The sequence below is a fragment of the Martinezella hainanensis genome, assembly GCF_900094555.1.
In the GTDB taxonomy this organism is placed as follows: Bacteria; Pseudomonadota; Alphaproteobacteria; order Rhizobiales; family Rhizobiaceae; genus Rhizobium; species Rhizobium hainanense.
In genome coordinates, this window is the sequence record NZ_FMAC01000019.1 from 61,743 (window position 1) to 87,456 (window position 25,714).

The 25,714-nt window shown below is 59.3% G+C and carries 24 protein-coding genes and 1 tRNA gene; 18 read left to right on the plus strand and 7 right to left on the minus strand.

All coding sequences use genetic code 11. The annotated features are described in order from the left end of the window. Nucleotides 1-3: 3 nt before the first annotated feature. Nucleotides 4-1,026: an anthranilate phosphoribosyltransferase gene (trpD, locus tag GA0061100_RS32360; RefSeq protein WP_075856961.1), complete on the minus strand. Its 1,023-nt coding sequence runs from the start codon at nucleotides 1,024-1,026 to the stop codon at nucleotides 4-6. A gap of 25 nt (nucleotides 1,027-1,051) precedes the next feature. Next, on the minus strand, nucleotides 1,052-2,944 hold the full coding sequence (locus GA0061100_RS32365; RefSeq protein ID WP_075856962.1) for a peptidylprolyl isomerase: 1,893 nt from the start codon (nucleotides 2,942-2,944) through the stop codon (nucleotides 1,052-1,054). 180 nt (nucleotides 2,945-3,124) lie between these two features. On the opposite strand from GA0061100_RS32365, the gene GA0061100_RS32370 reads away from it, so the two are divergent. From GA0061100_RS32370 to GA0061100_RS32385, 4 genes are all read left to right on the plus strand, one after another. Further along, on the plus strand, nucleotides 3,125-3,406 hold the full coding sequence (locus GA0061100_RS32370) for a hypothetical protein (RefSeq protein ID WP_075856963.1): 282 nt from the start codon (nucleotides 3,125-3,127) through the stop codon (nucleotides 3,404-3,406). A 306-nt stretch (nucleotides 3,407-3,712) separates the two neighbouring features. Further along, a complete protein-coding gene (locus GA0061100_RS32375) occupies nucleotides 3,713-4,177 on the plus strand; it encodes a MarR family winged helix-turn-helix transcriptional regulator (RefSeq protein ID WP_075856964.1) in 465 nt (154 codons plus the stop codon). Then, the gene (locus tag GA0061100_RS32380; RefSeq protein WP_075856965.1) at nucleotides 4,170-5,396 is read left to right on the plus strand and encodes an HlyD family secretion protein; all 1,227 of its coding nucleotides are present in this window, start codon (nucleotides 4,170-4,172) and stop codon (nucleotides 5,394-5,396) included. The genes GA0061100_RS32375 and GA0061100_RS32380 overlap by 8 nt, the downstream gene beginning before the upstream one ends. After that, the gene (locus tag GA0061100_RS32385; RefSeq protein ID WP_075856966.1) at nucleotides 5,389-6,936 is read left to right on the plus strand and encodes a DHA2 family efflux MFS transporter permease subunit; all 1,548 of its coding nucleotides are present in this window, start codon (nucleotides 5,389-5,391) and stop codon (nucleotides 6,934-6,936) included. The genes GA0061100_RS32380 and GA0061100_RS32385 overlap by 8 nt, the downstream gene beginning before the upstream one ends. Before the next feature lie 75 nt (nucleotides 6,937-7,011). On the opposite strand, the gene GA0061100_RS32390 is transcribed toward GA0061100_RS32385, so the two are convergent. Further along, entirely contained in the window at nucleotides 7,012-7,608 is a 597-nt protein-coding gene (locus GA0061100_RS32390; RefSeq protein ID WP_075856967.1) for a DNA-3-methyladenine glycosylase, read from the minus strand. Between the two features lie 778 nt (nucleotides 7,609-8,386). Here GA0061100_RS32390 and GA0061100_RS32395 point away from each other — a divergent pair. Then, a tRNA-Ser gene (locus tag GA0061100_RS32395) sits at nucleotides 8,387-8,476 on the plus strand. A gap of 96 nt (nucleotides 8,477-8,572) precedes the next feature. Here GA0061100_RS32395 and GA0061100_RS32400 read toward each other — a convergent pair. Then, a complete protein-coding gene (locus tag GA0061100_RS32400; protein WP_075856968.1) occupies nucleotides 8,573-9,328 on the minus strand; it encodes an FkbM family methyltransferase in 756 nt (251 codons plus the stop codon). Nucleotides 9,329-9,550: 222 nt separating this feature from the next. Here GA0061100_RS32400 and GA0061100_RS32405 point away from each other — a divergent pair, with 222 nt between their 5' ends. The 7 genes from GA0061100_RS32405 (at nucleotide 9,551) to GA0061100_RS32435 (ending at nucleotide 16,265) form a co-directional block, all read left to right on the plus strand. Then, a complete protein-coding gene (locus GA0061100_RS32405) occupies nucleotides 9,551-10,174 on the plus strand; it encodes a flavodoxin family protein (protein ID WP_075856969.1) in 624 nt (207 codons plus the stop codon). Then, nucleotides 10,167-11,039, plus strand: a complete 873-nt coding sequence (locus tag GA0061100_RS32410; protein WP_075856970.1) for a sigma-70 family RNA polymerase sigma factor — start codon at nucleotides 10,167-10,169, stop codon at nucleotides 11,037-11,039. Before GA0061100_RS32405 ends, GA0061100_RS32410 begins: the two co-directional genes overlap by 8 nt. 79 nt (nucleotides 11,040-11,118) lie before the next feature. Further along, on the plus strand, nucleotides 11,119-11,622 hold the full coding sequence (locus GA0061100_RS32415; protein WP_075856985.1) for a GNAT family N-acetyltransferase: 504 nt from the start codon (nucleotides 11,119-11,121) through the stop codon (nucleotides 11,620-11,622). Nucleotides 11,623-11,954: 332 nt separating this feature from the next. Next, nucleotides 11,955-13,124, plus strand: a complete 1,170-nt coding sequence (locus GA0061100_RS32420; RefSeq protein ID WP_075856971.1) for a septal ring lytic transglycosylase RlpA family protein — start codon at nucleotides 11,955-11,957, stop codon at nucleotides 13,122-13,124. 70 nt (nucleotides 13,125-13,194) lie between these two features. After that, nucleotides 13,195-14,406: a D-alanyl-D-alanine carboxypeptidase family protein gene (locus GA0061100_RS32425; RefSeq protein ID WP_075856972.1), complete on the plus strand. Its 1,212-nt coding sequence runs from the start codon at nucleotides 13,195-13,197 to the stop codon at nucleotides 14,404-14,406. Between the two features lie 153 nt (nucleotides 14,407-14,559). Next, nucleotides 14,560-15,237 (plus strand): dTMP kinase, encoded by a 678-nt coding sequence (tmk, locus tag GA0061100_RS32430; protein ID WP_075856973.1) that lies wholly within the window; start codon nucleotides 14,560-14,562, stop codon nucleotides 15,235-15,237. Next, nucleotides 15,234-16,265 carry a DNA polymerase III subunit delta' gene (locus GA0061100_RS32435; RefSeq protein WP_075856974.1) on the plus strand — a complete coding sequence of 344 codons (1,032 nt, stop codon included), beginning with the start codon at nucleotides 15,234-15,236 and terminating at the stop codon, nucleotides 16,263-16,265. Before tmk ends, GA0061100_RS32435 begins: the two co-directional genes overlap by 4 nt. Before the next feature lie 141 nt (nucleotides 16,266-16,406). On the opposite strand, the gene GA0061100_RS32440 is transcribed toward GA0061100_RS32435, so the two are convergent. From GA0061100_RS32440 to GA0061100_RS32450, 3 genes are all read right to left on the minus strand, one after another. Then, nucleotides 16,407-18,893 (minus strand): glycogen/starch/alpha-glucan phosphorylase, encoded by a 2,487-nt coding sequence (locus GA0061100_RS32440; protein ID WP_244558014.1) that lies wholly within the window; start codon nucleotides 18,891-18,893, stop codon nucleotides 16,407-16,409. Between the two features lie 334 nt (nucleotides 18,894-19,227). After that, nucleotides 19,228-19,854, minus strand: a complete 627-nt coding sequence (locus GA0061100_RS32445; protein ID WP_075856975.1) for a cysteine hydrolase family protein — start codon at nucleotides 19,852-19,854, stop codon at nucleotides 19,228-19,230. A 183-nt stretch (nucleotides 19,855-20,037) separates the two neighbouring features. Beyond that, complete coding sequence (locus GA0061100_RS32450) at nucleotides 20,038-20,877, minus strand: sulfite exporter TauE/SafE family protein (protein WP_075856976.1); 840 nt, start codon at nucleotides 20,875-20,877, stop codon at nucleotides 20,038-20,040. 210 nt (nucleotides 20,878-21,087) lie between these two features. Between GA0061100_RS32450 and metG the strand changes: the two genes are divergently transcribed. From metG to GA0061100_RS32480, 6 genes are all read left to right on the plus strand, one after another. Then, nucleotides 21,088-22,641, plus strand: coding sequence for a methionine--tRNA ligase (metG, locus tag GA0061100_RS32455; protein ID WP_075856977.1), 1,554 nt, complete (start codon nucleotides 21,088-21,090; stop codon nucleotides 22,639-22,641). Nucleotides 22,642-22,649: 8 nt separating this feature from the next. Next, on the plus strand, nucleotides 22,650-23,432 hold the full coding sequence (locus GA0061100_RS32460; protein WP_075856978.1) for a TatD family hydrolase: 783 nt from the start codon (nucleotides 22,650-22,652) through the stop codon (nucleotides 23,430-23,432). Between the two features lie 4 nt (nucleotides 23,433-23,436). Then, nucleotides 23,437-24,264, plus strand: a complete 828-nt coding sequence (locus GA0061100_RS32465) for an MBL fold metallo-hydrolase (protein ID WP_075856979.1) — start codon at nucleotides 23,437-23,439, stop codon at nucleotides 24,262-24,264. Further along, nucleotides 24,261-24,752 (plus strand): YbaK/EbsC family protein, encoded by a 492-nt coding sequence (locus tag GA0061100_RS32470; protein ID WP_075856980.1) that lies wholly within the window; start codon nucleotides 24,261-24,263, stop codon nucleotides 24,750-24,752. The genes GA0061100_RS32465 and GA0061100_RS32470 overlap by 4 nt, the downstream gene beginning before the upstream one ends. Nucleotides 24,753-24,810: 58 nt before the next feature. After that, nucleotides 24,811-25,290 (plus strand): SRPBCC family protein, encoded by a 480-nt coding sequence (locus GA0061100_RS32475; RefSeq protein WP_075856981.1) that lies wholly within the window; start codon nucleotides 24,811-24,813, stop codon nucleotides 25,288-25,290. 148 nt (nucleotides 25,291-25,438) lie between these two features. Continuing rightward, nucleotides 25,439-25,714: helix-turn-helix domain-containing protein (locus tag GA0061100_RS32480; protein ID WP_143525601.1), on the plus strand; the 276-nt coding region annotated here is incomplete at its 3' end.

Genomic DNA, 25,714 nt, shown 5'->3' on the forward strand with positions numbered 1-25,714 from the left:
GTCCTAGTCCTGTTCTTCCTCGTTGGAAACGGCAATGAGCTTTTCCAACGCAACGGCGGTAGCGCCGCTATCGAGCGAATGGGCCGCGAGCTTCATCCCATCATGGAGCGTTTCCGCCTTGCCGGCAATGACCAGCGAGGCCGCCGCATTGGCAAGTGCGATGTCGCGATAGGCGTTCTTTTCGCCACCTAGCACCGCACGAAGGGCCGCTGCATTGGCAATACCATCGCCGCCCTTGAGATCGGCAAGGTCGGCATGCTTCAGGCCGAAATCTGACGGTGTCAGCTCGAAGGTACGGATCTTGCCGTTTTCCAGAGCCGCGACGGAGGTCTTGCCAGTCGTCGTGATTTCGTCCAGGCCGTCGCCATGTACGACCCAGACGCTTTCGGCCTTCAGATCCTTCAGAACTTCGGCCAGCAGCAATACCCATTGCGGCGCGAAGACACCCAACAGCTGACGTCGCGCGCCAGCCGGATTCGAAAGAGGGCCAAGAAGGTTGAAGATCGTCCGCGTGCCGAGCTCGACGCGCGAGGGACCGACATGGCGCATGGAGGAGTGATGCAGCTGCGCGAACATGAAGCCGATACCGGCTTCACGAATGCAGCGGGCGATCGTTTCCGGTCCGATATCAAGCTTGATGCCCAATACGGACTGCGTGTCGGCGGTGCCGGCCTTGGAGCTTTGAGCACGATTGCCATGCTTTGCGACAGGCACGCCGGCGCCGGCGACGATGAAGGCCGCCAGCGTCGAGATGTTATATGTGCCAAACCCATCGCCGCCAGTGCCGACGATATCAATGGCATCCGCCGGCGCCTTCACCGGCAGCATCTTGGCGCGCATTGTCGTGACGGCACCGACGATTTCGTCAACCGTTTCGCCGCGCACGCGCAGCGCCATGAGGAACGCGCCGATCTGCGACGGCGTGGCTTCGCCCGACATCAGTATCTCGAACGCCTGCCGGGCTTCGTCCCGCGTCAGTGCCTCGCGATTGGCGACCTTGGCGAGGAAAGGCTTCAATTCGGTCATTGACTATCCATCCTCCCAAACGGGCCTAGCGGGACATCGCTTGTTCGGCGAGGTTCTGGTTGACCGTGACGGCGTATTTGGACTGCAGCTGGCCGACAATCTGGTCTAGGATATCGTCGCCGGCGGCGTTGGCGATCTGGGCGACCTGCTGATCGTCGTTGCTCAGCGCGTCGGTTGTCGGATTATCGTTGACATCGGTGACCTTGAGCAGGATCTGCGTCGTGTCATCGGCGCCGACCGCATTCGCAGCCGTATCGACCGGGCCGGAGAAGGCAGCAGCGATACCGCCACGGCCGAGAACCGGATCGTCGGTCGAGCGTGTAATGCCAGTCTTGCTTTCAACCGCAATGCCGAGTGGGGCGGCGATATCGGCAAGCGACTTGCCCTTCTGCGCTTCCTGCTTCAGCTCGGTCGCCTTGGCGGCAAGCGCCACCTTCTGCTGTTCGGCAGTCCAATCGGCAACGGCCTTTTCACGCACATCGGCAAGAGTGCGATCGTGATCGGGCGTGACATTCGTCACTTCGTACCAGATATAGCCATCGTTACCGACCGTCAGCGGTGCAGGGTTGCCGCCCTGATCGGCCTTGAAGACTTCCGAAATCAGCTGCTGGCGGGCTGGCAGATCCTTGACCTCGTTGCCACTCTGATCGAGGCCGGTCGCATCGATGGCATCGACGGCAACAAGCTTCAGCTTCAGCTGTGTTGCCGCCTCCTGCAGCGAAACGCCGGAACCCCGCAGATCCTCGAACTTGTCGTGGAAGCTGGTGATTTCGTTGGCGGCGTTACCGAGCGCAATCTGCTTGCGGATATCTTCCTTGACCTCGTCGAAATTCTTCGCCGTTTCGGCCTTCACGTTGGTTACGCGCAAGATAACCGGGCCGAACGAACCATCAACGACGGAGCTGGTGCCGCCTTCCTTGGTTACGGCAAAGGCGGCCTCGGCAACGGTCTTGTCCGGAACCTGATCCTTGGTGAAAGTGCCAAGCAGAACGTCGGAAGGCTTCTTGCCCTGGTCGGTGACGAGCTGATCGAAGGTCGTGCCGGTCTTCAGCGCATCGGCGGCGGCATTGGCGAGATCCTTATTGGCGAAGGTCAGCTGCTCGATGGTGCGGGTTGCCGGCGTGGTGAAGCTGTCCTTGCGCTTGTCGAACTGCGCGCGCACTTCGTCATCCGTAACACTTGCCAGATCGGCAATATCTTCGGCCTGCAGCTTCACAAAGGCGAACTTGCGATATTCGGGCGCACGATATTTCGACTTCACGCCGTCGAACCACTTTTGCAGCACGTCGTCGGCCGGCGCCTTGACGGGATCGATATTGGCGTTGGTCAGCAGCAGATAATCGACGCTGCGGGTCTCGTCGTGATACTGCTTGACCGCATCGGCAAGAACCGCCGGCGCTGTAAAGCCGTTCGAAACAGCCTCGACAATCTGGCTGCGGATCGCGACCTTGCTGCGCTCCTTGATGTAGTCATCAGGCGATATGCTGCTGTTGCGCAGGAGCATATCGAACTTTTGACGGTCAAAGGCGCCATTCGCAGCCTTGAAGGCCGGATCGTCGCCGATGAGCTTGGCAAGCCGGTCCTGCGAAAGGCCGAGGTTCATGTCAGCGGCAAGCTGATCGAGCGAGGCACCAGCAACGAGCTGCGCCACCGTCTGCTGCCCGATGCCAAAGGCGCGAGCCTGCTCCGGCGTGATCTGCATGCGCAACTGCTGGCTGATCGCCTGGATCTGCCGGCGATAGGCAAGACGGAACTCGTTGGTATCGATGTGCTGATCGCCAACCGTGACAACGGTATTGCTGCTGCCGCCGGTGATGAGGGATCGCTCGACGCCCCACACGCCGAAGGCTGCCGCAAGAAGAAGCAACAAACCCTTGGCAACCCAGGTCTGGGCAATTTTTCTCAGCACGTCGAACATCGGAAAGCAAACCTCGTCATCATCAAGCCTTCGCCCGCAGGCGAAACAATCGGAGTTCCTTAGAACAATCCGAACCGGAATTGAAGAGCCAGCAGGGAAATCACCGAGGGAGGCGCAAAGGTGCCGGAACCTTTGATAGGTGACAGCGTTCTAACAACACGGAAACTCAAGGAGCATACGATGGCAGAGACGAAATCAGCTTCCGCTCAGTCTTCTTCGGCACGAGCCCAGACGGAAACGGCGATGGAAGATCTTGCCGCCCAGGTGGCAGCGTTGCGCGAAGATCTGGCAAAACTGTCGCAAAGCGTGGCAGCCGTCGGGCAGGGAGCGAAATCTGTCGTCGCCGAAGAAGCCCAGGAGATCACCGAGCAGTTGCGAGAGAGAGTTCGTGAAGAGCCGATTTTCATGGTCGCGGCCGCAGCCGGCATCGGCTATCTGATCGGTCTCCTGAGCAGACGCTAGCTTCAGGACGAACTTTCCGATCGGTGGACGAGCCCTGCGAGCCACCACAGCTGCGAAACTGCCGAAAAGGCGCGGACAACTGTCCGCGCCTTTTCAATTGATCGCAAGTGGAATCGCCCGCACCTGAACGCTGCAGTTCCTGCCGAATACGCCACAACCACCGCTTGGTGCGGCATCTTTGCGACACTCGCTGCGACATCTTGACCATCGCCACTTGTTGAACGCTCACCCTCTTGTATCACATGGGCGCTTACTATAGGTAATGACAATTATAAGGTTGCTTATGAATAGCAGGCTCCTCATACCATGATTTCGACCCCCACCGTTGGTTTTCTCCTCCATGACGTTGCCCGACTGCTTCGAAAGAGATTCGAGCAGCGTGCAAAGGATTTGGGCCTGACACGCTCGCAATGGCAGACGCTTGCCTACCTCGCGAACAATGAGGGCATCCATCAGGCCGGATTGGCCGAGATTCTGGAAATCGAGCCGATCACCCTGGTGCGTATCCTCGACAAACTCAGCGAACGGGGGCTGGTGGAGCGCCGGCAACATCCGAACGATCGGCGCAGCTGGCTCCTCTACATGCGCGAAGAGGCTCGTCCGCTGATGGACACCATGCGCAGCATAGGTGAACAGTCGCGCCGGGAAGCGCTCGAGGGCGCCTCTCAGGAAGATCAAGAGCGCCTCTATGAATTGCTTACCCTTATGAAATCGAACCTGGTCAGCGCCTGCCGCTCGAAGGCAGTCGACAAAGAGTTACAACATGGCTGAAGCATCTTCCCCGCTTCGCGTACCCGCGAACGCAAATTCCTCCGAACAAAATCAAACTCCAGTCGCCGAGGCCCCATCCTCCAACCCGGCGCCCCAGCCGTCGACGACTGCCCCGGCTACACCTGCGGCACCTCCCGAAAAGCCGCGCAAGCGCCGCAGCATGACGCGACCGGTGATGTTTGCGCTGCTTCCGGCCGCGCTCGTCATCGGCGGCTATTACTACGTCACCGGCGGACAGATCATGTCCACGGACAATGCCTATATCCAGGCCGACATGGTTGGCGTTTCCACTGACGTATCCGGCACGGTGATTTCGGTCGACGTGCATGAGAACGAGGTCGTGAAGAAAGGGCAGGTGCTCTTCCGCCTGAAGCCCGATTCGTTCCGGATCGCGCTCGAAGGCGCGAAAGCGCAGCTCGGCAATGCCAGGAACCAGATCCTGAACCTGCAGGCAAGCTACAAGCAGGCCCTGGCCGAGATCGCCCAGGCGCAAGCCGACATCCCGTACTATCAAACGGAATTCGACCGCCAGCAGAATCTGATCAACAGCTCGGTCGCTTCCAAGGCGGCTCTCGACCAGGCCAGGCATAATCTCGAAGCCGCGCAACAGAAGGTATTGGTCGCACAGGCTACGGCTGCCGCAACTCTCGCCCAATTGGGCGGCGAAGGCACCGCCGATCTGCCTGCCGAACAGAACCCGCTCTATCTGCAGGCCAAGGCTGCCGTCGACAATGCGCAGCGCGAGCTTGACGATACCGTCGTGAAGGCACCCTTCGACGGCGTGACCGCCAATGTTCCCTCGTTGCAGGTCGGAGCCTATCTGACGGCCTCCCAGCCGGGCTTCTCGCTGGTTTCCACCACGCATCTATGGATCAATGCCAGCCCGAAGGAAACCGAGCTCACTTACGTTCGGCCCCACCAGAAGGTCGACATCTCGGTCGATGCCTATCCGGGCGTCACCTGGAAGGGCACGGTCGCCAGCATTTCGCCGGCATCCGGCTCGAGCTTCTCGCTTCTGCCGGCGCAGAACACGACCGGTAACTGGGTCAAGGTCGTACAGCGCATACCGATGATCATCAATATCGACGATACGGCAGGCAAGCCTCCGCTACGCGTCGGGATGAGTGTCGTCGCCGATGTCGACACCGGCCACGCCCGCGGCCTGCCTGATTTCATTACCAACCTGCTGGGCCATTCCCGCGGTCAGGATCATGAGTAATAACGCCACAGCTTCTCCCACCGCACCCGTCGTCGCCAATCGCGGCGCGATTACCGCCTGCGTCATCCTGTCCGTCATCATGCAGGCGCTGGACACGACGATCGCCAATGTGGCGCTGCCGCACATACAGGGTGACGTCTCGGCCAGCGCCGACCAGATCAACTGGGTGCTGACGTCCTACATCGTCGCGGCTGCCATCATGACTCCGCCCTCCGGCTTCCTCTCGGCGAAATTCGGCCGCAAGCGTGTCCTGCTGGTGGCAATCGCCGGCTTCGTCGTTGCCTCGGTCCTATGCGGCCTGTCGGAATCGCTGATACAGATCGTCGGCTTCCGCCTGCTGCAAGGCCTGTTCGGCGCGTCGCTCGTACCGCTGTCGCAGGGCATTCTGCTCGATATCTACAATGTCGAGGAGCGTGGCCGCGCCATGGCACTGTTCGGCGTTTCGGTCATGGTCGGCCCGGTGCTCGGGCCGGTCATCGGCGGCTGGCTGACCGACAATATCAGTTGGCGCTGGGTGTTCTACATCAACGTGCCAATCGGCGCGCTCGCCTTCTTCGGCATCGTCGTCTACGTGACCGAGACAAAGCTCGACGCGCTCGCCAAGCTCGACTGGTTCGGCTTCGGCATGCTTTCGATCGCGATCGCCGGTCTGCAGCTATTCCTCGACCGCGGCGAGCAGCTCGACTGGTTCTATTCGAGCGAGATCATCATCGAGGCACTCGTCTGCGTCAGCGCCTTCTATCTCTTCCTCGTGCATATGTTCACGGCCGAGCGAAGTTTCGTCAATCCGCGGCTCTTCATGGACCAGAACTTTGCCGTCAGCATCCTGTTCATCTTCATCGTCGGCGTGACCTATCTGGCTTCGCTGGCGCTGATGACGCCTTATCTGCAGACGCTGATGGGCTATCCGGTCGTGACGGCCGGCATCGTCATGGGACCGCGCGGCCTCGGCACGATGTTCTGCATGTTCCTGGTCGGGCGGCTGATCGGCAAGGTGGACACGCGCTGGCTGCTGTTCATCGGTCTCGCGCTGACGGCCTGGGCCATGTACGACATGACGGGCTGGACACCGGATGTTTCGCAATGGACGCTAATATCAGTCGGCTTCGTTCAGGGTGCAGGCCTCGGCTTCCTCTTCGTGCCGCTGACGACGATCGCCTTCGCGACGCTGCCGGCTCAGATGCGCGGCGAGGGGACCGGTCTCTACAACCTCTCGCGTAACATCGGCTCCAGTGTCGGCATTTCGGTCGTTTCGATGCTGATTACCGAGAATACGCAGGTCAACCATGCCAACATCGCGGCCTATGTGACGCCGTTCAATCGCTATTTCGACGTCACCGCGGCACAGGGCGTGAGCCCGTTTACGGCAGTCGGCAGGGCATCGCTCGACGGTATGATCACGACGCAGGCGACCATCATCGCTTATATGGACGACTTCAAACTGCTGATGCTGATGTCGATCTTCGCCATGCCGCTGCTGGTGCTCTTGCGCAAGCCGAAGGCGCCGCCGGCAGTCGATCACAGCGTCGCAATGGAATAGCCGCGCAGCCTTTCCAGTTTCACTGTGTGGCTCATGGCCGCCGGGCGCCACCCCGGCGGCCTATTTTTTTGTCGATCACGGAAAACGCCGGCTGACGAAGCGCGAACCGACGGCACCGAAACGCCAGAGCGGGTCCACATTCTTGGTGATGCCAATGCGCTTGCCCGCGACGATTGCCACGGGCTCGGCGAGCGAAACGGCAAACGGCATCGCGTCGAGGGCGCGACCGTCGAGACTTATGTCGACGGCCAATGCCTGGGAGAGTTTGCCAGGCCCGTTGCAAAGCGAAACGATATCATCGAGACCCCGCCGGCGAATCATCTGCTCAATACCGCTTTCCGGCTCCAGCGCGCGGATGAGCACGGCACTTGCGCCGACGCAGACGAAATTCAAACACCAATGAATGCCATAGGACCGGTAAACATAGGCATGCCCGGCCGGTCCGAACATGGCCGCATTGCGCGCCGTAGGCCCGCGATAAGCGTGGGATGCCGCATCATCCGGCCGATAGGCCTCCGTTTCGACAATACGCCCTCCGATACCCGCGACAGTCAAGCGCGCTCCGATCAGCTCGGAAGCAACTGCAACGGCGTCCCGGCTGAAGAAGGCGGCAAGGGCAGGGCCTGCGAGAGGCTTGGTACCGAGGGAGAGGGAACCATTGTCGAGTGTCATGGGCGAGGGCGATATCCAGGTTGATCGACGCCGAACCTTTTGTAAGAGAGCGCAGAACTTTAGAGCCTCTTTTCCTACAAATTTTGATGAAAGCACAGCAGACAATTAGCCCGACGACGGATTTCCAGGATACGCAATCCGATCGACGGCGCTGGAAAGAACATTCCTTTCGCTGGATCGTAAAATCCGCCGACGGACCCTTCTTTAACAAAACCGTCCAACTTACTGATCTAAATAAATCTCCATTTGAAAAAAACTGAATAAAAGAGAGCGAGGCGGCAAACGAGGATTGTTTGCCCGCGCCTTTGATTCGCCGAAATGAAGAGGTCGGATGCTTTACGCGATGACAATTGACAAACACTAAGCTTTGCTTATCATTAGTCTGCTTCAGTCAGATTTGACCCCTGACCTGGCGAAGGGGGTTCGGCCGCTTTAGATGGCCGGCCCCCCTTGTTTTTGCCAGCCCAGGCAAGCGCCGTCGAATGGTTTGGATGCTCATCGAGAAGCGATGCGATCCCACAATCCAGCCCCCCGACTTTTCATCGCGCTATCAGAATCATGATCCACGCTTGGCTAGCCTCGCCTTCTGGGTATTTCCCCAATTTGCCTATCCGCATGGTGCGCGGGCAATGGAGGCTGGCGATACCGAATAAGTTGACGCAGCGTTGCAAGTCGCTATAAGCGCAAGTCGGAAGCCGAAATAGTCGCTAACTGCGTCGCGACACTACGGTTGCCGCACCGGATATTGGAGAATAAAATTCTTCAATATCAAATAGATGGAAGAGTGTCCGAGTGGTTTAAGGAACCGGTCTTGAAAACCGGCGTGCGGGAAACCGTACCGTGGGTTCGAATCCCACCTCTTCCGCCATATCTCTATGAAATCATTATGTTTTAAGGGCAGGTAGGCGGCTCTCTGTCTGATGCCGCCCAAGGTCACTGCTGGTTAGCGCCGCCCCGATTGGTTTTACAAGGGCGTGCAGAAAAGCTGTACGAATTTGAAGCTCGTCAGCCAGCCAATGTCCGGTGAGACGCCGACGTCAACGACGTCTTTGCCGTCATAGGCATCCACCTTGAAGCTGTAGTCCAGATCCTCGAATATTTTCATGATCGTGGAGACCGTCCTGACCGGATTGTCGAAGAGGAAAGTGTGCAGTTCAAGATTGATGTAGGGCCGATAGGACAGAATCTTTGGTGCCCCGAGCAATACTTCGAGATCAGCTCCGTCCACATCGATCTTCAGGAAATCGACCTTTCTCAAATGATCATAGTCGTCATCCAGCCTGACGACCTCCACCTTCGTCGACATTCTCGGGTCTTGATCCGATGCCAGAACCATGAAGGAACCCTGGCTGTCGTAAACCGGCAACAAGCCCTTCCGGTCGCCAGCCGCGCGCGGATGGACGACGACGTTTTCCAATCCATTCAGCTTGGCATTGCGTTCGATCACGGCAGCATTGGCGGGAGACGCCTCCCAGGCATGGACCACACCGCTCGGCCCGGCGCACAGTGCCAGAAGAACCGTTGTAAGTCCTTGATGTGCACCACATTCAAGGATCGTGGCACCTGGCCTGATGGTGTCGATCCACCATTGCCGTTCGCTTTGCCACTGATTGGGATAGCTGTACCATTGCCGGCCCAACTCGTCCTGAATATGAATATCGAACTTATGCGGACCGACAAAACGCTCGCGAGCGATGAACGGTTCGAAGACTTCAGACATCTTGGTATGCCCCCTTTACCCAACATACACGACCTGCCGAAAGCAGGCCCATCGAACGCCCGCAGTCTTACAGGATCGCCTGATGTAGATCAATAATTACTAATATCTAATGTTTAATCCGATCGCGGGCTGATGGCCGTCGAGAGTGAAGCATGACGTGTCACATTGGGAACGCCTGTCTTGTCTTGTCCTTCGCAACGCGAATTTCAAAGGAGATGACAAATGATCCGCCAGCGCATCGCAATCGTCTATCATAGCGGCTATGGACATACGGGCCGGCAGGCCGAAGCCGTCAGGGCGGGGGTCGAAGAGGTCGATGGCGCAGAAGCCATGCTGTTGACCGTCGACGAGGTGGAGCATCACTGGGGCGACCTCAATGCCGCGCAGGCGATCATCTTCGGTTCGCCGACCTATATGGGCGCGGTTTCCGCACCGTTCAAAGCCTTTCAGGAAGCGACGTCAAATACCGTTCTTGCCAGAGGCTATCTCTGGAAGGACAAGATCGCAGCCGGCTTCACCACCTCCGGATCGCGATCCGGCGACAAGCTTTCGACGCTGATGCAGATGGTGATCTTCGCCGCCCAGCACGGAATGCATTGGGTCGGCCTCGATCTGCCGCCGGCGAACTGCTCTTCAACAGGCTCGGAGGAGGATATGAACCGTCTCGGCTTCTGGCTTGGCGCGGCCGCGCAGGCGAATACGGATGAAGGCCCCGAAATCGCGCCGCCTGCATCCGATCTTGCGACCGCGCGCCATCTTGGAAAACGTGTGGCGCTGACCACGCTGCAATTCGCTCGCGGCCGCGACTTCAATCCATTTCCACGCGAGCTTGCTGCCCATGAGTGAAGCGCCCTCCGACCCGATCTTTTCCGAGCTGCGTCCACGTCTGGTTCGGCTTGCCTACAGGATGCTCGGGTCGGTCGCGGATGCGGAGGACGTCGTCCAGGAGACGTGGCTACGCTGGCTGGCGACCGATCGTTCCTCCGTTCGCGAGCCGGCGGCATTCCTGCGCACCGTCGTCACCAGACTTTGTCTGAACGAGCTGAAATCGGCGCGCCGTCGCCGGGAGTCCTATGTGGGTTCCTGGCTGCCCGAGCCGATTTTCGATCCGGAGGACGGCGATGCCGGCGACGATATAACCATGCCGTTGATGCTGGCCTTGGAGCGCCTTTCGCCGCTGGAGCGTGCCGCCTTTCTTCTGCATGACGTGTTCGGCATGAATTTCGATGAGATATCCTCCGCGATCGGTCGCGAGGCAGCCGCTTGTCGCAAGCTTGCCAGCCGGGCGAGGGCACATGTCGCTGAAGCCCGGCCGCGCTTCGCCGTCGGCAGGGAGCAGGGGCTCAAGCTTGCCGCAGCCTTCTTCACGGCATCGAGAACGGGAGACATGGCCTCCCTCCAGGCCTTGCTTTCCGAGGATGTCGTTGTCTATGCCGACGGCGGCGGCAAGGTGGCGACATCCCAACGACCACACATCGGGCTCTCTGCCACCATGCGGCTTCATGAGCAGCTGGCGCGAATTTTCCGCGCGCAGCCCTCACAACTGATCCACTATGCCGTCATCGATGGCTTGCCTGGTTTCGTGACAATAGAAGGCGACAATGTGGTGCAGACGACCGCGCTGCAGATCGAGCAGGATAAGGTCGTTACCATCTATTGCACCCGCAATCCGGACAAGCTGCAGCACGTTATCGGCGCCATGACACATTGAGCGTTGACGGCGCGAAGAGTGAGATGCGAAATGCGCATCTTCCTTGCGCCGCGATGGCGCTTTGGCAAAGAGGATGGGCATGCAGCGCTTCAGCATACGCCGCCTGCAGCGTGACGACGCTTCGATGTTCAGGGAGGTCCGCCTGGAAGGACTGGCCCGCCATCCGGAAGCATTTGGCGCATCGTACGAAGAAGAGCTCGATTATTCGCTGGCTCAAATTGGCGACAGGATTGAAAACAGCGCCATATTTGGCGGCTTTGCGGATGACGGAACGCTGGTTGGCGTCGTCGCGGTTGCGCGGTCAAAGGGCGCGAAGATGCGCCACATCGCCTCCATCTGGGGCATGTATGTACGCCCGGAAGGCCGAGGCACCGGCCTGTCGCGCTCACTGATGATCGCGGCGATCGACGAGGCAAAACGCACCTGCAGCTCGATACGGCTCACCGTCGTATCTTCCAATGCGGCAGCCATTCGCCTCTATGAATCCCTTGGCTTCAAGGCCTGGGCGGTCGATACGGAAGCGCTAAAAGTCGACGATATCTATCATGACGAAATACTGATGCGTCTTGATACACGCGCCTGAAAGAGCTGCGCCAAATCTGCCCATCGCAATCCCAGCTCAATGACAAACCGAATGAATCTGTTGCAATCCGGAACGACCGGCGGCGGTCAGGAAATAGATTATCACCGGAGCGGGAAGATCATGACCCGCGCTACTTGCAGCAGACAGCACTTTACCAGGCATTAACCATGATCTTCAGAAATTCTTCGGTGCGCTCAATTTGCATCGCAAAATGGACAAACTGCAATCATGATTAAAGCACCGTTAGGTGATTGGAGCGTAGCAGGATACCGGAATGAGGGACCTACCGGTAGCAGACCTCCGTCAATGTAATGAGTAGCGGCTTGGGACAGATGAAATTCGAAAATCGTGCAGTGACATACGCAACGGGTATGCGTTGGTTTGCTCTCTCACTGATGTGCGCAACCATCACGGCCTGCGGAACGTCTCAGAAAGTTGCTTCGACGCGTCAGCACGGCAAGGAATATTTCTCCGAGAAGGAATATGGCGTGAAGGCGAGCCCTCGCGTCGTCAACAACGGTCCCGTGCCGAAGGGCGGCGGTCGCTTCATGGTCGGCAATCCCTATCAGGTGAAGGGCAAGTGGTATTACCCCAAGGAAGATTTCGGCTATAACAAGGTCGGCATCGCGTCCTGGTACGGCTCGGCTTTCCACGGCCGCCTAACCGCCAATGGCGAAGTCTATGACCAGCAGTCATTGACCGCGGCACACCCGACCTTCCCGCTACCGAGCTACGCTCGCGTCACCAATGTCGAAACTGGCTCCTCCATCATCGTCCGCGTCAACGATCGCGGCCCATACCATCCCGGCCGCATTATCGATCTTTCCAACAAGACGGCGCAGCTGCTCGATCTCCAGCATAGCGGCACTGGAGACGTGCGTGTGCAGTATGTCGGTCGCGCCCGCATGGACGGCCATGACGAGCCTTATCTGATGGCCTCCTATACCCCGAAGGGTTCGCGTCTGCCCGGCATCAATCCGGGCGGCCAGATCGCGACCGGCGTGATGGTTGCCTCCGCCGGACGCATGACAGCGGATCAGCTGCCCGAAACGGATACTCCCTTCCGTACAAGCCGCCAGCAGCGCAGTTACGAACCCACGCCGGCAATTGCACCCATACCGCGCCAGTCTCCTTATGCGACCACGGCATTTGCCGGCTCAACGCCGGATGCCGGATATAACGGCAACAAGCGCAACAATCCGCCGCCGATGGAATGGAACGGCGGCGCCATGCCGGCCGCGGAGACCGCGGACCCCACAATGGTCGTGCTGCCGCGGATCGGTCCGATCCCCTATGAGCGACCGGACTTCTCTCGGCGTCTTGCAAGCGTTGGGGATCAATCGTTGGGTTCGACCGTTGCCGCCTATCAGGAAGCTCCCATCAAGACCGTCTATGTCGATCTCGCTTTCGATGCCGTCATGGTTCGCAATGACGGGCTCACGCAGGAATCGATCCTCTCGTCCTATCGCCGCCAGCATCAGGATACGACGCAGGTCGATTGATCGGCGTCATTGCCTGAATCTTAACCCGTCACTAAAATAATCGTGCCGGTGGTCGGATGAAGGGGACAATATGCCAAAGCGCTTGATTCTTTTGTTCCTTTTCCTCATCGGAGTCGGTAGCGCCGAAGCTTTTGCGCAGCCAGCCACGCCGGGTGCTTTCGACACGAAAGCTGCGCAGGCATTCATGATCGAGGCGTCGACCGGCACCATCCTGCTTGCCAAGAACGAGGATCAGCCGATCTCTCCCGCGTCGCTTGCGAAGCTGATGACGCTGGATGTCGTTTTCGATGCGATTGGACGAGGGGAGATCAATCTTGATACTGAGTATCCCGTCTCGGAAAATGCCTGGCGGACAGGCGGCGCGCCGTCGCGCGCATCGACTATGTTCGCGGCACTGAAATCGCGCATTCGCGTCGGCGATCTGATCCAGGGTATAGCCGTGCAGCAGGCGAATGACGCCTGCATCGTTCTGGCGGAAGGCATGTCCGTCAGCGAGCGAGAATTTGCGCGGCGCATGACGGCCCGTGCCCGCGAGATCGGCATGTCGCGGGCGACCTTCGCCAATTCCACCGGGCTGCCCGATGCCAACGACCCCAATGGCGGCGGCAAGGTCTCCGCGCGGGAGATGGTCATGCTGGCGCAGGACCTGCAGGAGAAGCACCCGGATTTCTACAAATATTTTGGGCAGGCCGACTTCACCTGGAACAAGATCTATCAGCGCAACAAGAACCCGATGCTTCTGCTCAATATAGGCGTGGATGGCCTGGGGCTCGGCTTTGCCGAAGGCGAGGGTTTTTCGATCGTTGCCTCCATTCAGCGCGACGGCCGCCGGCTGTTTTTGGCACTGGGCGGACTGAAGAGTGACAAGGACCGGATCGAGGAAACGCGCCGCGTCCTCGAATGGGGCCTCAGCAATTTCAAGAGCCAGCGTATCTTCGCTGATGGCGAGGTGATCGGCGACGCCAGCGTCTATGGCGGCGCTGCCTCCACCGTCGGCTTGCAGGCGAAAGTGCCCGTCGATGTCTATGTTCCGATCGAGACGCCGGATCGGCTGTCGGCGCGCATCGTCTATCGCTGGCCGCTGACAGCGCCGGTGACTGCAGGTTACGAGGCCGGCACCCTTCGCGTGTTCCTGGGCGCGCGTCTGGTGCGGGAGCTGCCACTCTATACGAAGGAAGCGGTTGAGCAGGGCACATTGGGTCGCCGCGCTTTCGATGCCTTCATGGAGCTAGCGGAATCGCTCCTGTTCTCCTGGCTGTGGGACCGGCCATTGCCGACCTGAATGGGCCGCAAGGTTCGCGAAATCTCTGTTCACACCCCATATAGAGTGGCGGACATCGGGACATGCACGGTTCCACCTGGACATGTCTTGGGTTAAACAGGATGCATATCGCGCGCCGGACAAATGGCACGCGAAAAGTGCAGGACATGATCATTGGCTGATGCAAACGGATTATTCGTAAGCTTCGAAGGCGGCGAGGGAGCTGGCAAATCCACCCAGATTCGCCGCCTGGCCGAGCGGTTGCGCGAGCGCGGCCATGAGGTTCTGGTGACGCGCGAACCCGGCGGATCACCGGGTGCCGAAGCCGTGCGGCACGTCCTGCTTTCGGGCGCTGCGGAAATGTTTGGCACCCGCATGGAGGCCATTCTCTTCGCCGCCGCCCGAAACGATCATGTCGAGGACGTCATCCGTCCGGCAATGGCACGCGGCACCATCGTCCTTTGCGACCGGTTCATGGATTCCTCGCGCGTCTATCAAGGCGTGACAGGCAATCTCGAGCCCGATTATATCGAGGCGCTGCAAAGGGTTGCCGTCAACGGCGTCATTCCGCATTGCACGCTGATTCTCGACATTCCCGCAGAGATCGGGCTGGAGCGTGCACGCAAGCGCGCTTCCGCCGTGACCGCACCCGATCGCTTCGAGAAGGAAGAGATGCAGACTCATGAGAAACGTCGCGAGGCCTTTCTCGATATCGCCGCTCGCGAACCCGATCGTTGCCACGTCATCGATGCGCAGAGGTCGGAAGACGAGATCGCCGCTGAAATCGCGGGGATTGTCGACAAGCGGCTGGTGGCGGCCAATCTCGCCACGGGAACGGAAGCCGCGCAATGAGCGACGAACGGCCGGGCGTTCTCGACGGCGCCATTCCTCCGCAGGATAATACGAAGCTCTTCGGCCACAAGGAGGCGGAGGCTTTCCTCGCGCAATCCTATCGCTCCGGCAAGGGCCATCATGCCATGCTGATCGAAGGGCCTGAGGGCATCGGCAAGGCGACGCTCGCCTTTCGTTTCGCCAATCATGTCCTCTCGCATCCGGATCCGGCATCCGCACCGGAGGTGATCGGCGATCCGGATCCGGCATCGGTTGTCAGCCGGCAGATTTCTGGCGGCGCGTCCCACAATCTGCTGCATTTGAGCCGGCCGGTCGACGACAAGACGGGCAAGGTGAAATCCGCAATCACCGTCGACGAAGTGCGCCGCGCCGGAAAATTCTTCTCGCAGACCTCGGGCACCGGCAACTGGCGGATCGTCATCATCGATCCCGCCGACGATCTCAACCGCAGCGCCGCCAATGCCATCCTGAAGATCCTCGAGGAACCGCCGAAGCGGGCGCTGTTCCTCGTGCTGTCGCACGCGCCGGGTCGGCTTCTGCCGACGATCCGCTCGCGCTGCTTGCCTCTGAAGCTTGCGCCGCTCGGCGATGATGCCTTGTACTCGGCGCTCGAAAATCTCGGTGTGCCGGCCGGGCAGGGGAGTGGATTACTCTCGGCTGCCAAGGGGAGCGTCAGCGAAGCGCTGAAGCTCCTGAATTATGGCGGCGGCGAGATCATCGAAGCTTATCGGCAAGTGCTTTCGGCGGATGGGCCAGCGGCTCGCAAGGCGATGCACCGCCTCGCCGACGCGCTTTCCGGCAAGGACAGCGATACGATCTTCAGCTTCTTCCTGTCGCATATCGGCGATGACATCATCGACCGAGCTCGCGCTGCTGCGCTTGGCGGATCCATTTCCACCGCCGAGAGGCTGGCTAGGCTGCACTCCGAAACTACGGAGCGGCTGAACGTCTCGCAGGCCTACAATCTCGACCGCAAGCAGACGCTCATCACCATTCTCGGCGAGCTCAAGCAGCAGCTTTCGGCATAGTTTTGTCGCGCAGCCACCGCCGGAAGGCAACTGCGAGCTTTTTTCAGAATAGAGAGCAAACCCCATCAGCGATGGCTTGCGGCCAGAAGCGGATATCTTTCGGGCCGCAAGCAATACGTGTTCGCAGTGGTCGCGCATGCCTCAGGCAACCGGGCAGGGCTTCATGCCCCAGATCTCCTCGGCATATTGCGAGATGGCGCGGTCGGACGAGAATTTGCCCGAACCGGCAACATTAAGGATCGCCTTGCGAGCCCATGCGCCGCGATCGCCATAAAGCGTGCTCAGCGCCTCGTCGGCATTGAGGTAAGAGATGATATCGGCCAGATGCATGTAACGGTCGCCGTTCTTCAGGAGCACATCATGCAGGGCCGAAAACGCACCCGGTTCGTTTGCGCTGAAATAGTTCTGGGCGATCAGGTCAAGCGCGTGGCGCGTTTCCGCATCATTCTCGTAGTGCCAATAGGGGTTGTACCAGCCGCGGCTGTCAGCGACTTCCTGGGCGGTCAGACCGAAGAGGAAGAAGTTTTCCTCACCGGCCTCTTCGGCCATTTCGATCGTCGCACCGTCCCGCGTGCCGAGTGTCAGCGCACCATTCATCATGAATTTCATGTTGCTGGTGCCGCTGGCTTCGAAGCCAGCCGTCGAAATCTGGTTTGAGACGTCGGCGGCCGGGATGAGGCGCTCGGCGAGCGAAACGCAATAGTCCGGAAGGAAGACCACCTTGATGCGGCCTGCGACGAGTGGGTCCCTTTCGATCGTCAGTGCAAGATTGTTGATGAACTTGATGATGAGCTTGGCGACTTTGTAGGCGGGTGCTGCCTTGCCCGCGAAGAAGAAGGTACGCGGTGCCATGGTCATGCCGGGATTGGCGCGGAGGCGACTGTAGAGAATGATGACGCGCAGCGCATTCAACAATTGCCGCTTGTACTCGTGAATTCTCTTGATGTGGCAATCGAAAATGCTGTCGGGATCGACGACCTGCCCGCTGCTTTCCTTCAGCCAGCTGGCGAACCGCACCTTGGCGTTGCGTTTTGCGCTAAGGAAGGCGTCGCGGAATGACGCATCGTCGGCAAGCGACTTCAGCCGGCCGATCTGGTCGAAATCGGCCACCCAATTGTCGCCGATCGCCTCGGATATGACGTTCGACAGCTCCGGATTGGCAAGACGCACCCATCGGCGCGGTGTCACGCCATTGGTCTTGTTGTTGAAACGCTCCGGGAACAGCTCGGCGAAATCGCGTACCGTCGTGGTTCGCAACAGTTCAGAATGGATGGCGGCAACGCCGTTGGTGCTGTGCGATCCGACGATCGCCACATGCGCCATGCGGACCTTGTCCTCGTGCCCTTCCTCGATAAGGCTGACACGCTCGACGAGTTTGTCATCGCCGGGATGGCGATTGCGTACGTCGTCGAGGAAACGGCGGTTGATTTCATAGATGATCTCGAGCTGGCGCGGCAGCATCTGCCGGAAATAGTGCAGCGGCCACTTCTCAAGCGCCTCCGGCAGGAGGGTGTGGTTGGTGTAGGCGAGGGTGCGCTGCGTCAGGTCCCAGGCATGGTCCCACTCAAGATGCACGTCATCGAGAAGGATGCGCATCAGTTCCGGCACGGTCAGCGCCGGATGGGTGTCGTTCATCTGGATGGCGACCTTGTTCGGCAGCTCGTTCCAGTCGTCATTGTCGCGGCGGAAGCGGCGCAGCAGATCGGCGAGCGAGCAGGCGACCAGGAAATACTCCTGTGCGAAGCGCAGGCTCTGTCCCATCTCGGTGGAGTCGTCGGGGTAGAGCACGCGTGTCAGCGTCTGCGCGGCAATGCTGCCGACAAGCGCGCCGACGAAATCGCCGGAGCTGAATTCCTGGAAATCGAAATAGTCCGGCGCCGCAGCACTCCACAGACGCAGGCTGTTGATCGTCTTTCCGCCGAAGCCGACGATCGGCCGGTCATAGGGAACACCGATGAGCGTCGAAGGCTTGTTGGCGATGATCGTCAGTGCGCCCTGATGCATTTCGAAGCTGCAGCCGAGCTTCACCTCGACGAACTGGCCGCGGCGCGATACTTCCCACGGGTCCTGCCGGCGCAGCCAGTTGTCGGGCTGCTCCTGCTGCCAGCCATCCTCGATCGCCTGGCGGAACATGCCGTATTCGTAGCGCAGGCCATAACCCATGGCCGGCAGTTCCATGCTCGCCATCGAATCGAGGAAGCAGGCGGCCAGGCGTCCGAGACCGCCATTACCAAGACCGGCGTCCGGCTCCTGCTCGAGAAGATCAAGCCAGTCGAGGTTCGCTTCGCGGCTGGTGTTTTCGATGAACCTGTCGAGCACGAGGTTCATGACATTGTTGCTCATCGAGCGACCGATCAGAAACTCCATCGACATATAATAGACGCGCTTGGGGTTCGCTTGGTCGTAGGTGCGTTGCGTCCTGATCCAGCGGTCGGCCAGAATGTCGCGAACCGAACGCGCCATGGCTTCGAAACGCTGCCGTTGATAGGCCGTTGCCGGCTCCACCAGGGCGTCGGAGAGAAGATGACGTTCGAAAAATGTATCGGCCTGACCTAGGTAAGGCATGGAACTCAGATTTGGGAGATGGGCATGCTTTTCGACAGCATCGGCATGAATCAATTCGTCCACAACCTTCTCCTTTGAAATTAATTAGAGATTTTATAATGTTCGGTCCGACCTTCGCCGCCCGACGGCGTGTACTCGCCAACATTCGACGGACGTTACGATTTTTCGACCGCAGAAATGTGACGCATCCTGACAGCCAGTGTGACGTCCACCCCAGAGGGACAGCCTCACTGGTCACAGGGTGAGCTATGGTGGATTGGCGTCTAGCGAAACCTGGAAATGTCTCCTGGCGGGAGAACCAGCGCTCCATCGCCCGGTTGCCATCCGCTATCAGGCGGCGGCAATTCTCTACCGGATCATATGACGGGCATCTGCCGATATCGCGAACCGGTGATTTTCATCGCGTGCCGGAAATGGCACCTACAAATTCGCTCGAAGTCGTCACGATTGTATCGCCGAGGAAACGCAGCGCATCGAAAGTGCGGTTGGCGGCCACTTCATCTCCGTGACCGCAAGCATCTTCGATGACGATGGGAACAATGCCGAGATCGGCGGCATGCCTGCACGTCGGTTCGATGCCGATTTCCGTGGCGATGCCGCAAATTGCCAGCGAGGAAAGGCCCGCATCGCGCATGGCCAATTGCAACGGCGTTCCTTCGAAAGCCGACATGCCGAGCTTGTCAAAGACGAAGTCCTGCTCCTGCGGACGGAGTTCCGGCACGATCTCGACCGCCTCGCTGCCCCGAAGGAACCAGGGATGCACCTTTTCCGGGTCATCGGTGCGCTGCCAAGCCATTGCCATACGGGTAGCGAACAACCCCATCCACGGCTTGGGCAACGAAAGATGGCGGCAGAAGGCCACGCGGATGCCGGCACTTCTGGCCGCGGCCACGATTGTCGCAATGCGCCGAACTGTTTCATCCGAGCCTTTGACCTGCCGAGCGATACCGATCTGCATGTCGTACACCAGCAAGGCAGTTCGATTTGGAGAAAGCCAATCGGCGAGCGTCGTGGGTATGGTCATCCGCGTAACATCCCTGACTGCAGTCGAGAGTTCTTTTTAGGGTAAGCGCGTCCCTTTGCATAGCTTCGGCATTGGCTCTCCGGGAATTGGCAACTCGTCCGCTGCTGACACGATGCAGCCGATCCTATAACCGAACCCGGTTGACGGCACTTACCGACAATTCCACATTCCATGTGAAATGCTTCAGGGAAAGATCAACTTCCAGGCAACGATCGCCAGCGTGACGGCCAGGATGATGCGCACGGACCGCTCATGCAGGCGCGGCGCCAGCAGACTGCCGGCGACGATGCCGGGAATGGAGCCCACCAGCAGGGCGAAAAGCATCGTCCAGTTGATTTCGCCAATGAGCCAATAGCCCATGCCACCGATCAAGGTCAGCGGCACGGCATGGACGATGTCCGAGCCGACAATTTCGCGTACATCCGTCTGCGGATAGAGCACCAAAAGCACGGTTACACCGAGCGCCCCGGCGCCGACGGATGTCATCGTAACGAGAATGCCGAGAACAAGGCCGAGAATGATCGTCAGCATGGCGATGCTGCGCGGCGATATGGTTCCGCGCTCACCACGCCACTTGCGGATTGCCTCCAGAATCTGGCCGCGGAAAATCAGCATCAGCGCCGTCAGAAGCAGAAGACAGCCCAATGACAGGGTAATGGTATGGGCGACTGCGGGGCTCTCGCGATTGACACCGGCCATGATCCACAGCATGGCAAGCGCCGCCGGGACGCTGCCCGACGCCAGAAGGCCGACAACCCTCCAATTGACCCGTCCGTGCATGCCGTGCACGGCCGTCCCTGCCGTCTTGGTGATTGCCGCATAGAGCAGATCAGTGCCGACGGCCGTTGCGGGATGGACACCGAAGAGAAGCACGAGCAGGGGGGTCATCAGCGAGCCGCCGCCCACTCCGGTTATGCCCACCAACATGCCGACGAAAAAGCCGGAAAAGGAATAAAGCGGCTGAAAGGAATCGATCAAACTCAAATTCACGGCCTCTTGAAGCCGGTAGGCAGACCAATACATAAAACGATGAAATTCACGGCCACGTCTGTCCTGCGCTCCACTCTTCCGAGTGGCGTAAAGGCGAGGCGGAGTCGAGTCAAGCAAGGCGCCATCCCGAAGTTCCGAATGCTGCGGGCGCGAAACTTGGTGTTTCGCTCATGGCAAACATGCGCTAAAGCGAGCAAAGCAAGAATAACAGCGACGTAACAGTAAAAGCGGGCCACTGCCTCAATGACCGAAAAAACTCCGTTCTACATCACCACCGCGATCGCCTATCCCAACGGCAAGCCGCATATCGGCCATGCCTATGAGCTGATCGCCACCGACGCGCTGGCGCGCTTCCAGCGCCTCGATGGCCGTGACGTCTTCTTCCTGACGGGTACGGACGAACATGGTCAGAAGATGCAGCAGACGGCGCGGGCCGAGGGTCTTGAGCCGCAGCAGCTCGCCAACCGCAATTCCGATGAATTCCAGGCCATGGGCAAGCTGCTGAACGCGTCCAACGACGATTTCATCCGCACGACGCAGCCGCGGCATCACGAAACCTCGCAGAACATCTGGAACCTGATGGCCGATGCCGGCGACATCTACAAGGATTCCTATGCCGGCTGGTATTCGGTGCGCGACGAAGCCTATTACCAGGAAAACGAAACCGAGCTGCGCGCCGATGGCGTGCGCTACGGGCCGCAGGGCACGCCTGTCGAGTGGGTGCAGGAGGAAAGCTACTTCTTCAAGCTCTCCGAATACCAGGACAAGCTCCTGAAGCACTACGAGGAAAACCCGGATTTCATCGGCCCGGCCGAGCGCCGCAACGAAGTGATCTCCTTCGTCAAATCCGGCCTCAAGGACCTGTCGGTTTCGCGCACCACCTTCGACTGGGGCATCAAGGTGCCGAACGATCCCGCACACGTCATGTATGTCTGGGTCGATGCGCTGACGAACTATCTGACGGCAACGGGCTATCTCGAGGATCGGAACAATCCGCGGGCGAAATACTGGCCGGCCGATCTCCATATCATCGGCAAGGACATCATTCGCTTCCACGCGGTCTATTGGCCCGCCTTCCTGATGTCGGCGAAGCTGCCGCTGCCGAAGCGCGTCTATGCCCACGGCTTCCTGCTCAACAAGGGCGAGAAGATGTCGAAGTCGCTCGGCAACGTCGTCGACCCGGTCAACCTCGTGAACCATTTCGGCCTGGACCAGGTGCGCTACTTCTTCCTGCGCGAAGTCTCCTTCGGCCAGGACGGCAGCTATAGCGAAGAGGCGATCGGCACGCGCATCAACTCCGATCTTGCGAACGGTATCGGCAACCTCGCCAGCCGCTCGCTGTCGATGATCGTCAAGAACTGCGACGGCCAGATCCCGGAATGCGGGGCACTGACCGCCGAAGACAAGGCGCTTCTGGCGCAAGCCGACGGGTTGCTGGCCTCGACGCGCGACGACATGGGCAAGCAGCTCATCCATCGCGCGCTCGCTTCCATTATCGCTGTCGTGTCCGAGACGGACCGTTATTTCGCGGGCCAGGAGCCCTGGGCGCTGAAGAAGACCGACCCGGCCCGCATGGCGACCGTGCTCTATGTCACGGCCGATGTCGTGCGCCAGATCGGTATCTTGCTGCAGCCCTTCATGCCGGAGTCCTCGGCTAAGCTCTTGGATCTCATTGCCATCCCGGCCGACAAGCGTGATTTTGCCGCGCTCGGCGAGGCCGGTCGCCTCGTTGCCGGAACGCCGCTGGAAGCCCCGAAGCCGGTCTTCCCGCGCTATGTCGCGCCGACTGCCGAATAAGGTTTTCCATGTTGATCGATACGCATTGCCATCTGGATTTTGCCGATTTCGAGGAAGAGCGCGACGCGATCGTCGCCCGCGCTCACGAGGTCGGCGTCAAACAGATGGTCACCATCTCGACCAAGGTCAGGAAGCTCGATGGGTTGCTGGCGTTGACTGCACGCTATCCGTCGGTTTTCTGCTCGGTCGGCACGCATCCGAACAGCGCCGACCAGGAGCTGGATATCCAGACGGAAGATCTCGTACGGCTGGCAAATCAGCACGAGAAGGTGGTGGCGATCGGCGAGGCGGGTCTCGACTACTTCTATGATACTGTCAAGCCGGAGGACCAGAAGACGGGCTTCCTGCGCCATATCGCAGCCGCGCGCGAAACGCAGCTGCCGCTCGTCATTCACAGCCGCAGCGCCGACGAAGACATGGCTGATATCCTGACGGAGGAAACAGGGAAGGGGGCTTTCCCCTTCATCTTGCATTGCTTTTCCGCCGGCCCTGCCCTTGCCCGCACCGGCGTCGAGCTTGGCGGCTACATCTCCTTTTCCGGCATCCTGACCTTCCCGAAGTCGGAAGAGCTGCGCGAGATCGCCAAGACGATCCCGCATGACCGGCTGCTGGTCGAGACCGATGCGCCTTATCTCGCGCCGAAGCGCTGGCGGGGAAAACGCAACGAACCGTCCTATGTCGTCAACACGGCGGAAGTGCTAGCTGATACGATCGGCGTCAGCATGGACGAGATCGCCAACATCACCACGGAAAACGCCTTCCGCTGCTTCTCCAAGATGACGAGGGTCTGACGTCGTGACATACCGGCGGCGCTTCACCATTTTGGGCTGTTCATCGTCGCCGGGCGTTCCACGCATCACCGGCGATTGGGGCGCCTGCGATCCCAAAAATGCAAAGAACCGACGTACGCGCGCCGCCTTCCTGATAGAGCAGATCGCGCCGGATGGCGGCATTACCACTGTCGTCATCGATACAGGTCCGGATTTCCGCGAGCAGATGATCCACGCCGGCGTCAGTTTCATCGATGCCGTGCTCTATACCCATGCCCATGCCGATCATATTCACGGCATCGACGATCTGCGTGGCTATTTCCATATCGCGAACGAGCGCATCCCGATCTATGCCGATCCGCCGACCATGGATCGCATTCGCGAGGGCTTCCGCTATTGTCTGGAAACGCCGCCCGGCAGCAGCTATCCGCCGATCGTGCGGCCGGTGCTGATCGAGAATCTCGAGAAAAGTTTCACGATCGACGGGGCAGGCGGCCCGATCCGCTTCTGGCCGCACAAGCAGGTGCACGGCGATATCCACTCACTCGGCTTTCGTATCGGAAAACTCGCTTATTGCAGCGATATCAGTGACTTCCCGCCGGAATCGATAGAAAAAGTTCAAAACCTCGACATCCTGATTATCGATGCTCTACAGTATCGGCCACATCCAAGCCATTTGTCGTTGGAACAATCGCTCGAATGGATCGGACGCTTGGCGCCGAAACATGCCATCTTGACCCATATGCATACGCCGCTCGATTATGAAACCGTGCTGGCTGAAACGCCCGATCATGTCGAGCCGGCCTACGATCAGATGCAGATCGAACTCGACGTGGAGGACGATGATCTATGAGCGAAGATATCAAGAAGCTTTCCAGCCTGGAGCGCGTCGAGCTTGCGGCGCGTAACTTGGGCCTCGATATCTCGATCAAGCGCATGGAGCAATCGACGCGGACGGCGGAAGAGGCTGCCAAGGCTGCGGGATGCGCCGTCGGCCAGATCGTCAAATCGCTGGTCTTTGTCAATGCCGATACGCACGCGCTGACGCTGCTTCTTGTCTCTGGTGCCCATAATGCCGATACGGCTTATATCGCAACAGCTTACGGCGTCAGGTTGAAGCGCGCCGATATCGATCGCGTGCGCGACGAAACCGGTTTCGCCATCGGCGGCGTCGCACCGATCGGCCATCTGGTCGATCTGCCAGTTTTCATCGACGAAAGTCTTTTGGCTTATGATCAGGTCTGGTGCGCGGCTGGGCGCCCGGACAGTATCTTCTCCTGCCATCCGACGACGCTGGCTGAGAAGATTGCAGCCAAGGTGATCCGCATCAAGGCGAGCTGAGGCGTAGCGGCGACAGGCTGATCATACGAACCGTCGCGGTTGCGGCGAGGAGGATGCGATGAGCGGAGCTTCCGGCGGCAAGAGAACCGACACGGCTTCCAGAGCGATCCGCGCAACGCCGCGTGCGATCTTCGAGGCTTTTATCGATCCTAAGGCATTGGCTTCATGGCTTCCACCGAAAGGCATGAAATGCCGCATCCTTGTGTTCGAACTACGCCAAGGCGGCAGCTATCGAATGGCACTGTCCTATGATGCGCCGGATCATGCGACACCCGGAAAATCGTCCGAGCACACCGATATCGTTTCCGGCCGCTTCGTCGAGATCGTGCCTGACGAGCGCATCGTTCAGGCGGTGGATTTCGAATCCGATGATGCAGCATTCGGCGGAACGATGACCATAACCTGGTCCTTGGCGGAAGTTCCGACCGGCACAAGGGTCACCATAATTTGCGAGAATGTGCCTTGCGGCATCAGCAGAGAAGATCACGACGAGGGACTGAAATCGACCCTCGAAAATCTGGCTAACCATCTGGAATAAAAGCTGAAAATTCCTGCCTCGCTGCCGTAGCGGTATCCGATTTAGTTCCATAATCTATCTTATCTGATATTTGTTTGCAGGCGGGTACATTCTATTTTCAAGTGCGACATGCCAATGAATTCAATGGCTTCACTTTGGAGATTTTGGCATGTCCCGGTGCTATCAGCAACTCACCCTCGCCGATCGGCGGCGCCTTCATCACCTTGTCGAGCGCAAGGTTCCGGTCAACGAGATGGCCCGCCAACTCGGGGGTCACCGATCGACTATCTATCGTGAGATCAGACGCAATACGTTCCATGACCGTGAGCTTCCCGAATACAGCGGCTACTTCTCGACGGTCGCCGACGACATTGCCAAGGAACGCCGCCGGCGCTTGCGAAAGCTTCGACGCCATCCGCATTTGCGTCGTATGGTCATTGAGAAA

What these genes read in the sequence shown, in the direction of transcription:
- GA0061100_RS32410 (WP_075856970.1), top strand. Translation starts at nt 10,167, where the DNA reads ATGAGTGAAGCGCCCTCCGACCCGATCTTTTCCGAGCTGCGTCCACGT.
- GA0061100_RS32420 (WP_075856971.1), top strand. Translation starts at nt 11,955, where the DNA reads ATGAAATTCGAAAATCGTGCAGTGACATACGCAACGGGTATGCGTTGG.
- GA0061100_RS32370 (WP_075856963.1), top strand. Translation starts at nt 3,125, where the DNA reads ATGGCAGAGACGAAATCAGCTTCCGCTCAGTCTTCTTCGGCACGAGCC.
- GA0061100_RS32435 (WP_075856974.1), top strand. Translation starts at nt 15,234, where the DNA reads ATGAGCGACGAACGGCCGGGCGTTCTCGACGGCGCCATTCCTCCGCAG.
- GA0061100_RS32400 (WP_075856968.1), bottom strand. Translation starts at nt 9,328, where the DNA reads ATGTCTGAAGTCTTCGAACCGTTCATCGCTCGCGAGCGTTTTGTCGGT.
- GA0061100_RS32380 (WP_075856965.1), top strand. Translation starts at nt 4,170, where the DNA reads ATGGCTGAAGCATCTTCCCCGCTTCGCGTACCCGCGAACGCAAATTCC.
- GA0061100_RS32375 (WP_075856964.1), top strand. Translation starts at nt 3,713, where the DNA reads ATGATTTCGACCCCCACCGTTGGTTTTCTCCTCCATGACGTTGCCCGA.
- GA0061100_RS32390 (WP_075856967.1), bottom strand. Translation starts at nt 7,608, where the DNA reads ATGACACTCGACAATGGTTCCCTCTCCCTCGGTACCAAGCCTCTCGCA.
- GA0061100_RS32460 (WP_075856978.1), top strand. Translation starts at nt 22,650, where the DNA reads ATGTTGATCGATACGCATTGCCATCTGGATTTTGCCGATTTCGAGGAA.
- GA0061100_RS32405 (WP_075856969.1), top strand. Translation starts at nt 9,551, where the DNA reads ATGATCCGCCAGCGCATCGCAATCGTCTATCATAGCGGCTATGGACAT.
- GA0061100_RS32475 (WP_075856981.1), top strand. Translation starts at nt 24,811, where the DNA reads ATGAGCGGAGCTTCCGGCGGCAAGAGAACCGACACGGCTTCCAGAGCG.
- trpD (WP_075856961.1), bottom strand. Translation starts at nt 1,026, where the DNA reads ATGACCGAATTGAAGCCTTTCCTCGCCAAGGTCGCCAATCGCGAGGCA.
- GA0061100_RS32425 (WP_075856972.1), top strand. Translation starts at nt 13,195, where the DNA reads ATGCCAAAGCGCTTGATTCTTTTGTTCCTTTTCCTCATCGGAGTCGGT.
- GA0061100_RS32415 (WP_075856985.1), top strand. Translation starts at nt 11,119, where the DNA reads ATGCAGCGCTTCAGCATACGCCGCCTGCAGCGTGACGACGCTTCGATG.
- GA0061100_RS32445 (WP_075856975.1), bottom strand. Translation starts at nt 19,854, where the DNA reads ATGACCATACCCACGACGCTCGCCGATTGGCTTTCTCCAAATCGAACT.
- GA0061100_RS32470 (WP_075856980.1), top strand. Translation starts at nt 24,261, where the DNA reads ATGAGCGAAGATATCAAGAAGCTTTCCAGCCTGGAGCGCGTCGAGCTT.
- GA0061100_RS32450 (WP_075856976.1), bottom strand. Translation starts at nt 20,877, where the DNA reads ATGTATTGGTCTGCCTACCGGCTTCAAGAGGCCGTGAATTTGAGTTTG.
- GA0061100_RS32365 (WP_075856962.1), bottom strand. Translation starts at nt 2,944, where the DNA reads ATGTTCGACGTGCTGAGAAAAATTGCCCAGACCTGGGTTGCCAAGGGT.
- GA0061100_RS32385 (WP_075856966.1), top strand. Translation starts at nt 5,389, where the DNA reads ATGAGTAATAACGCCACAGCTTCTCCCACCGCACCCGTCGTCGCCAAT.
- metG (WP_075856977.1), top strand. Translation starts at nt 21,088, where the DNA reads ATGACCGAAAAAACTCCGTTCTACATCACCACCGCGATCGCCTATCCC.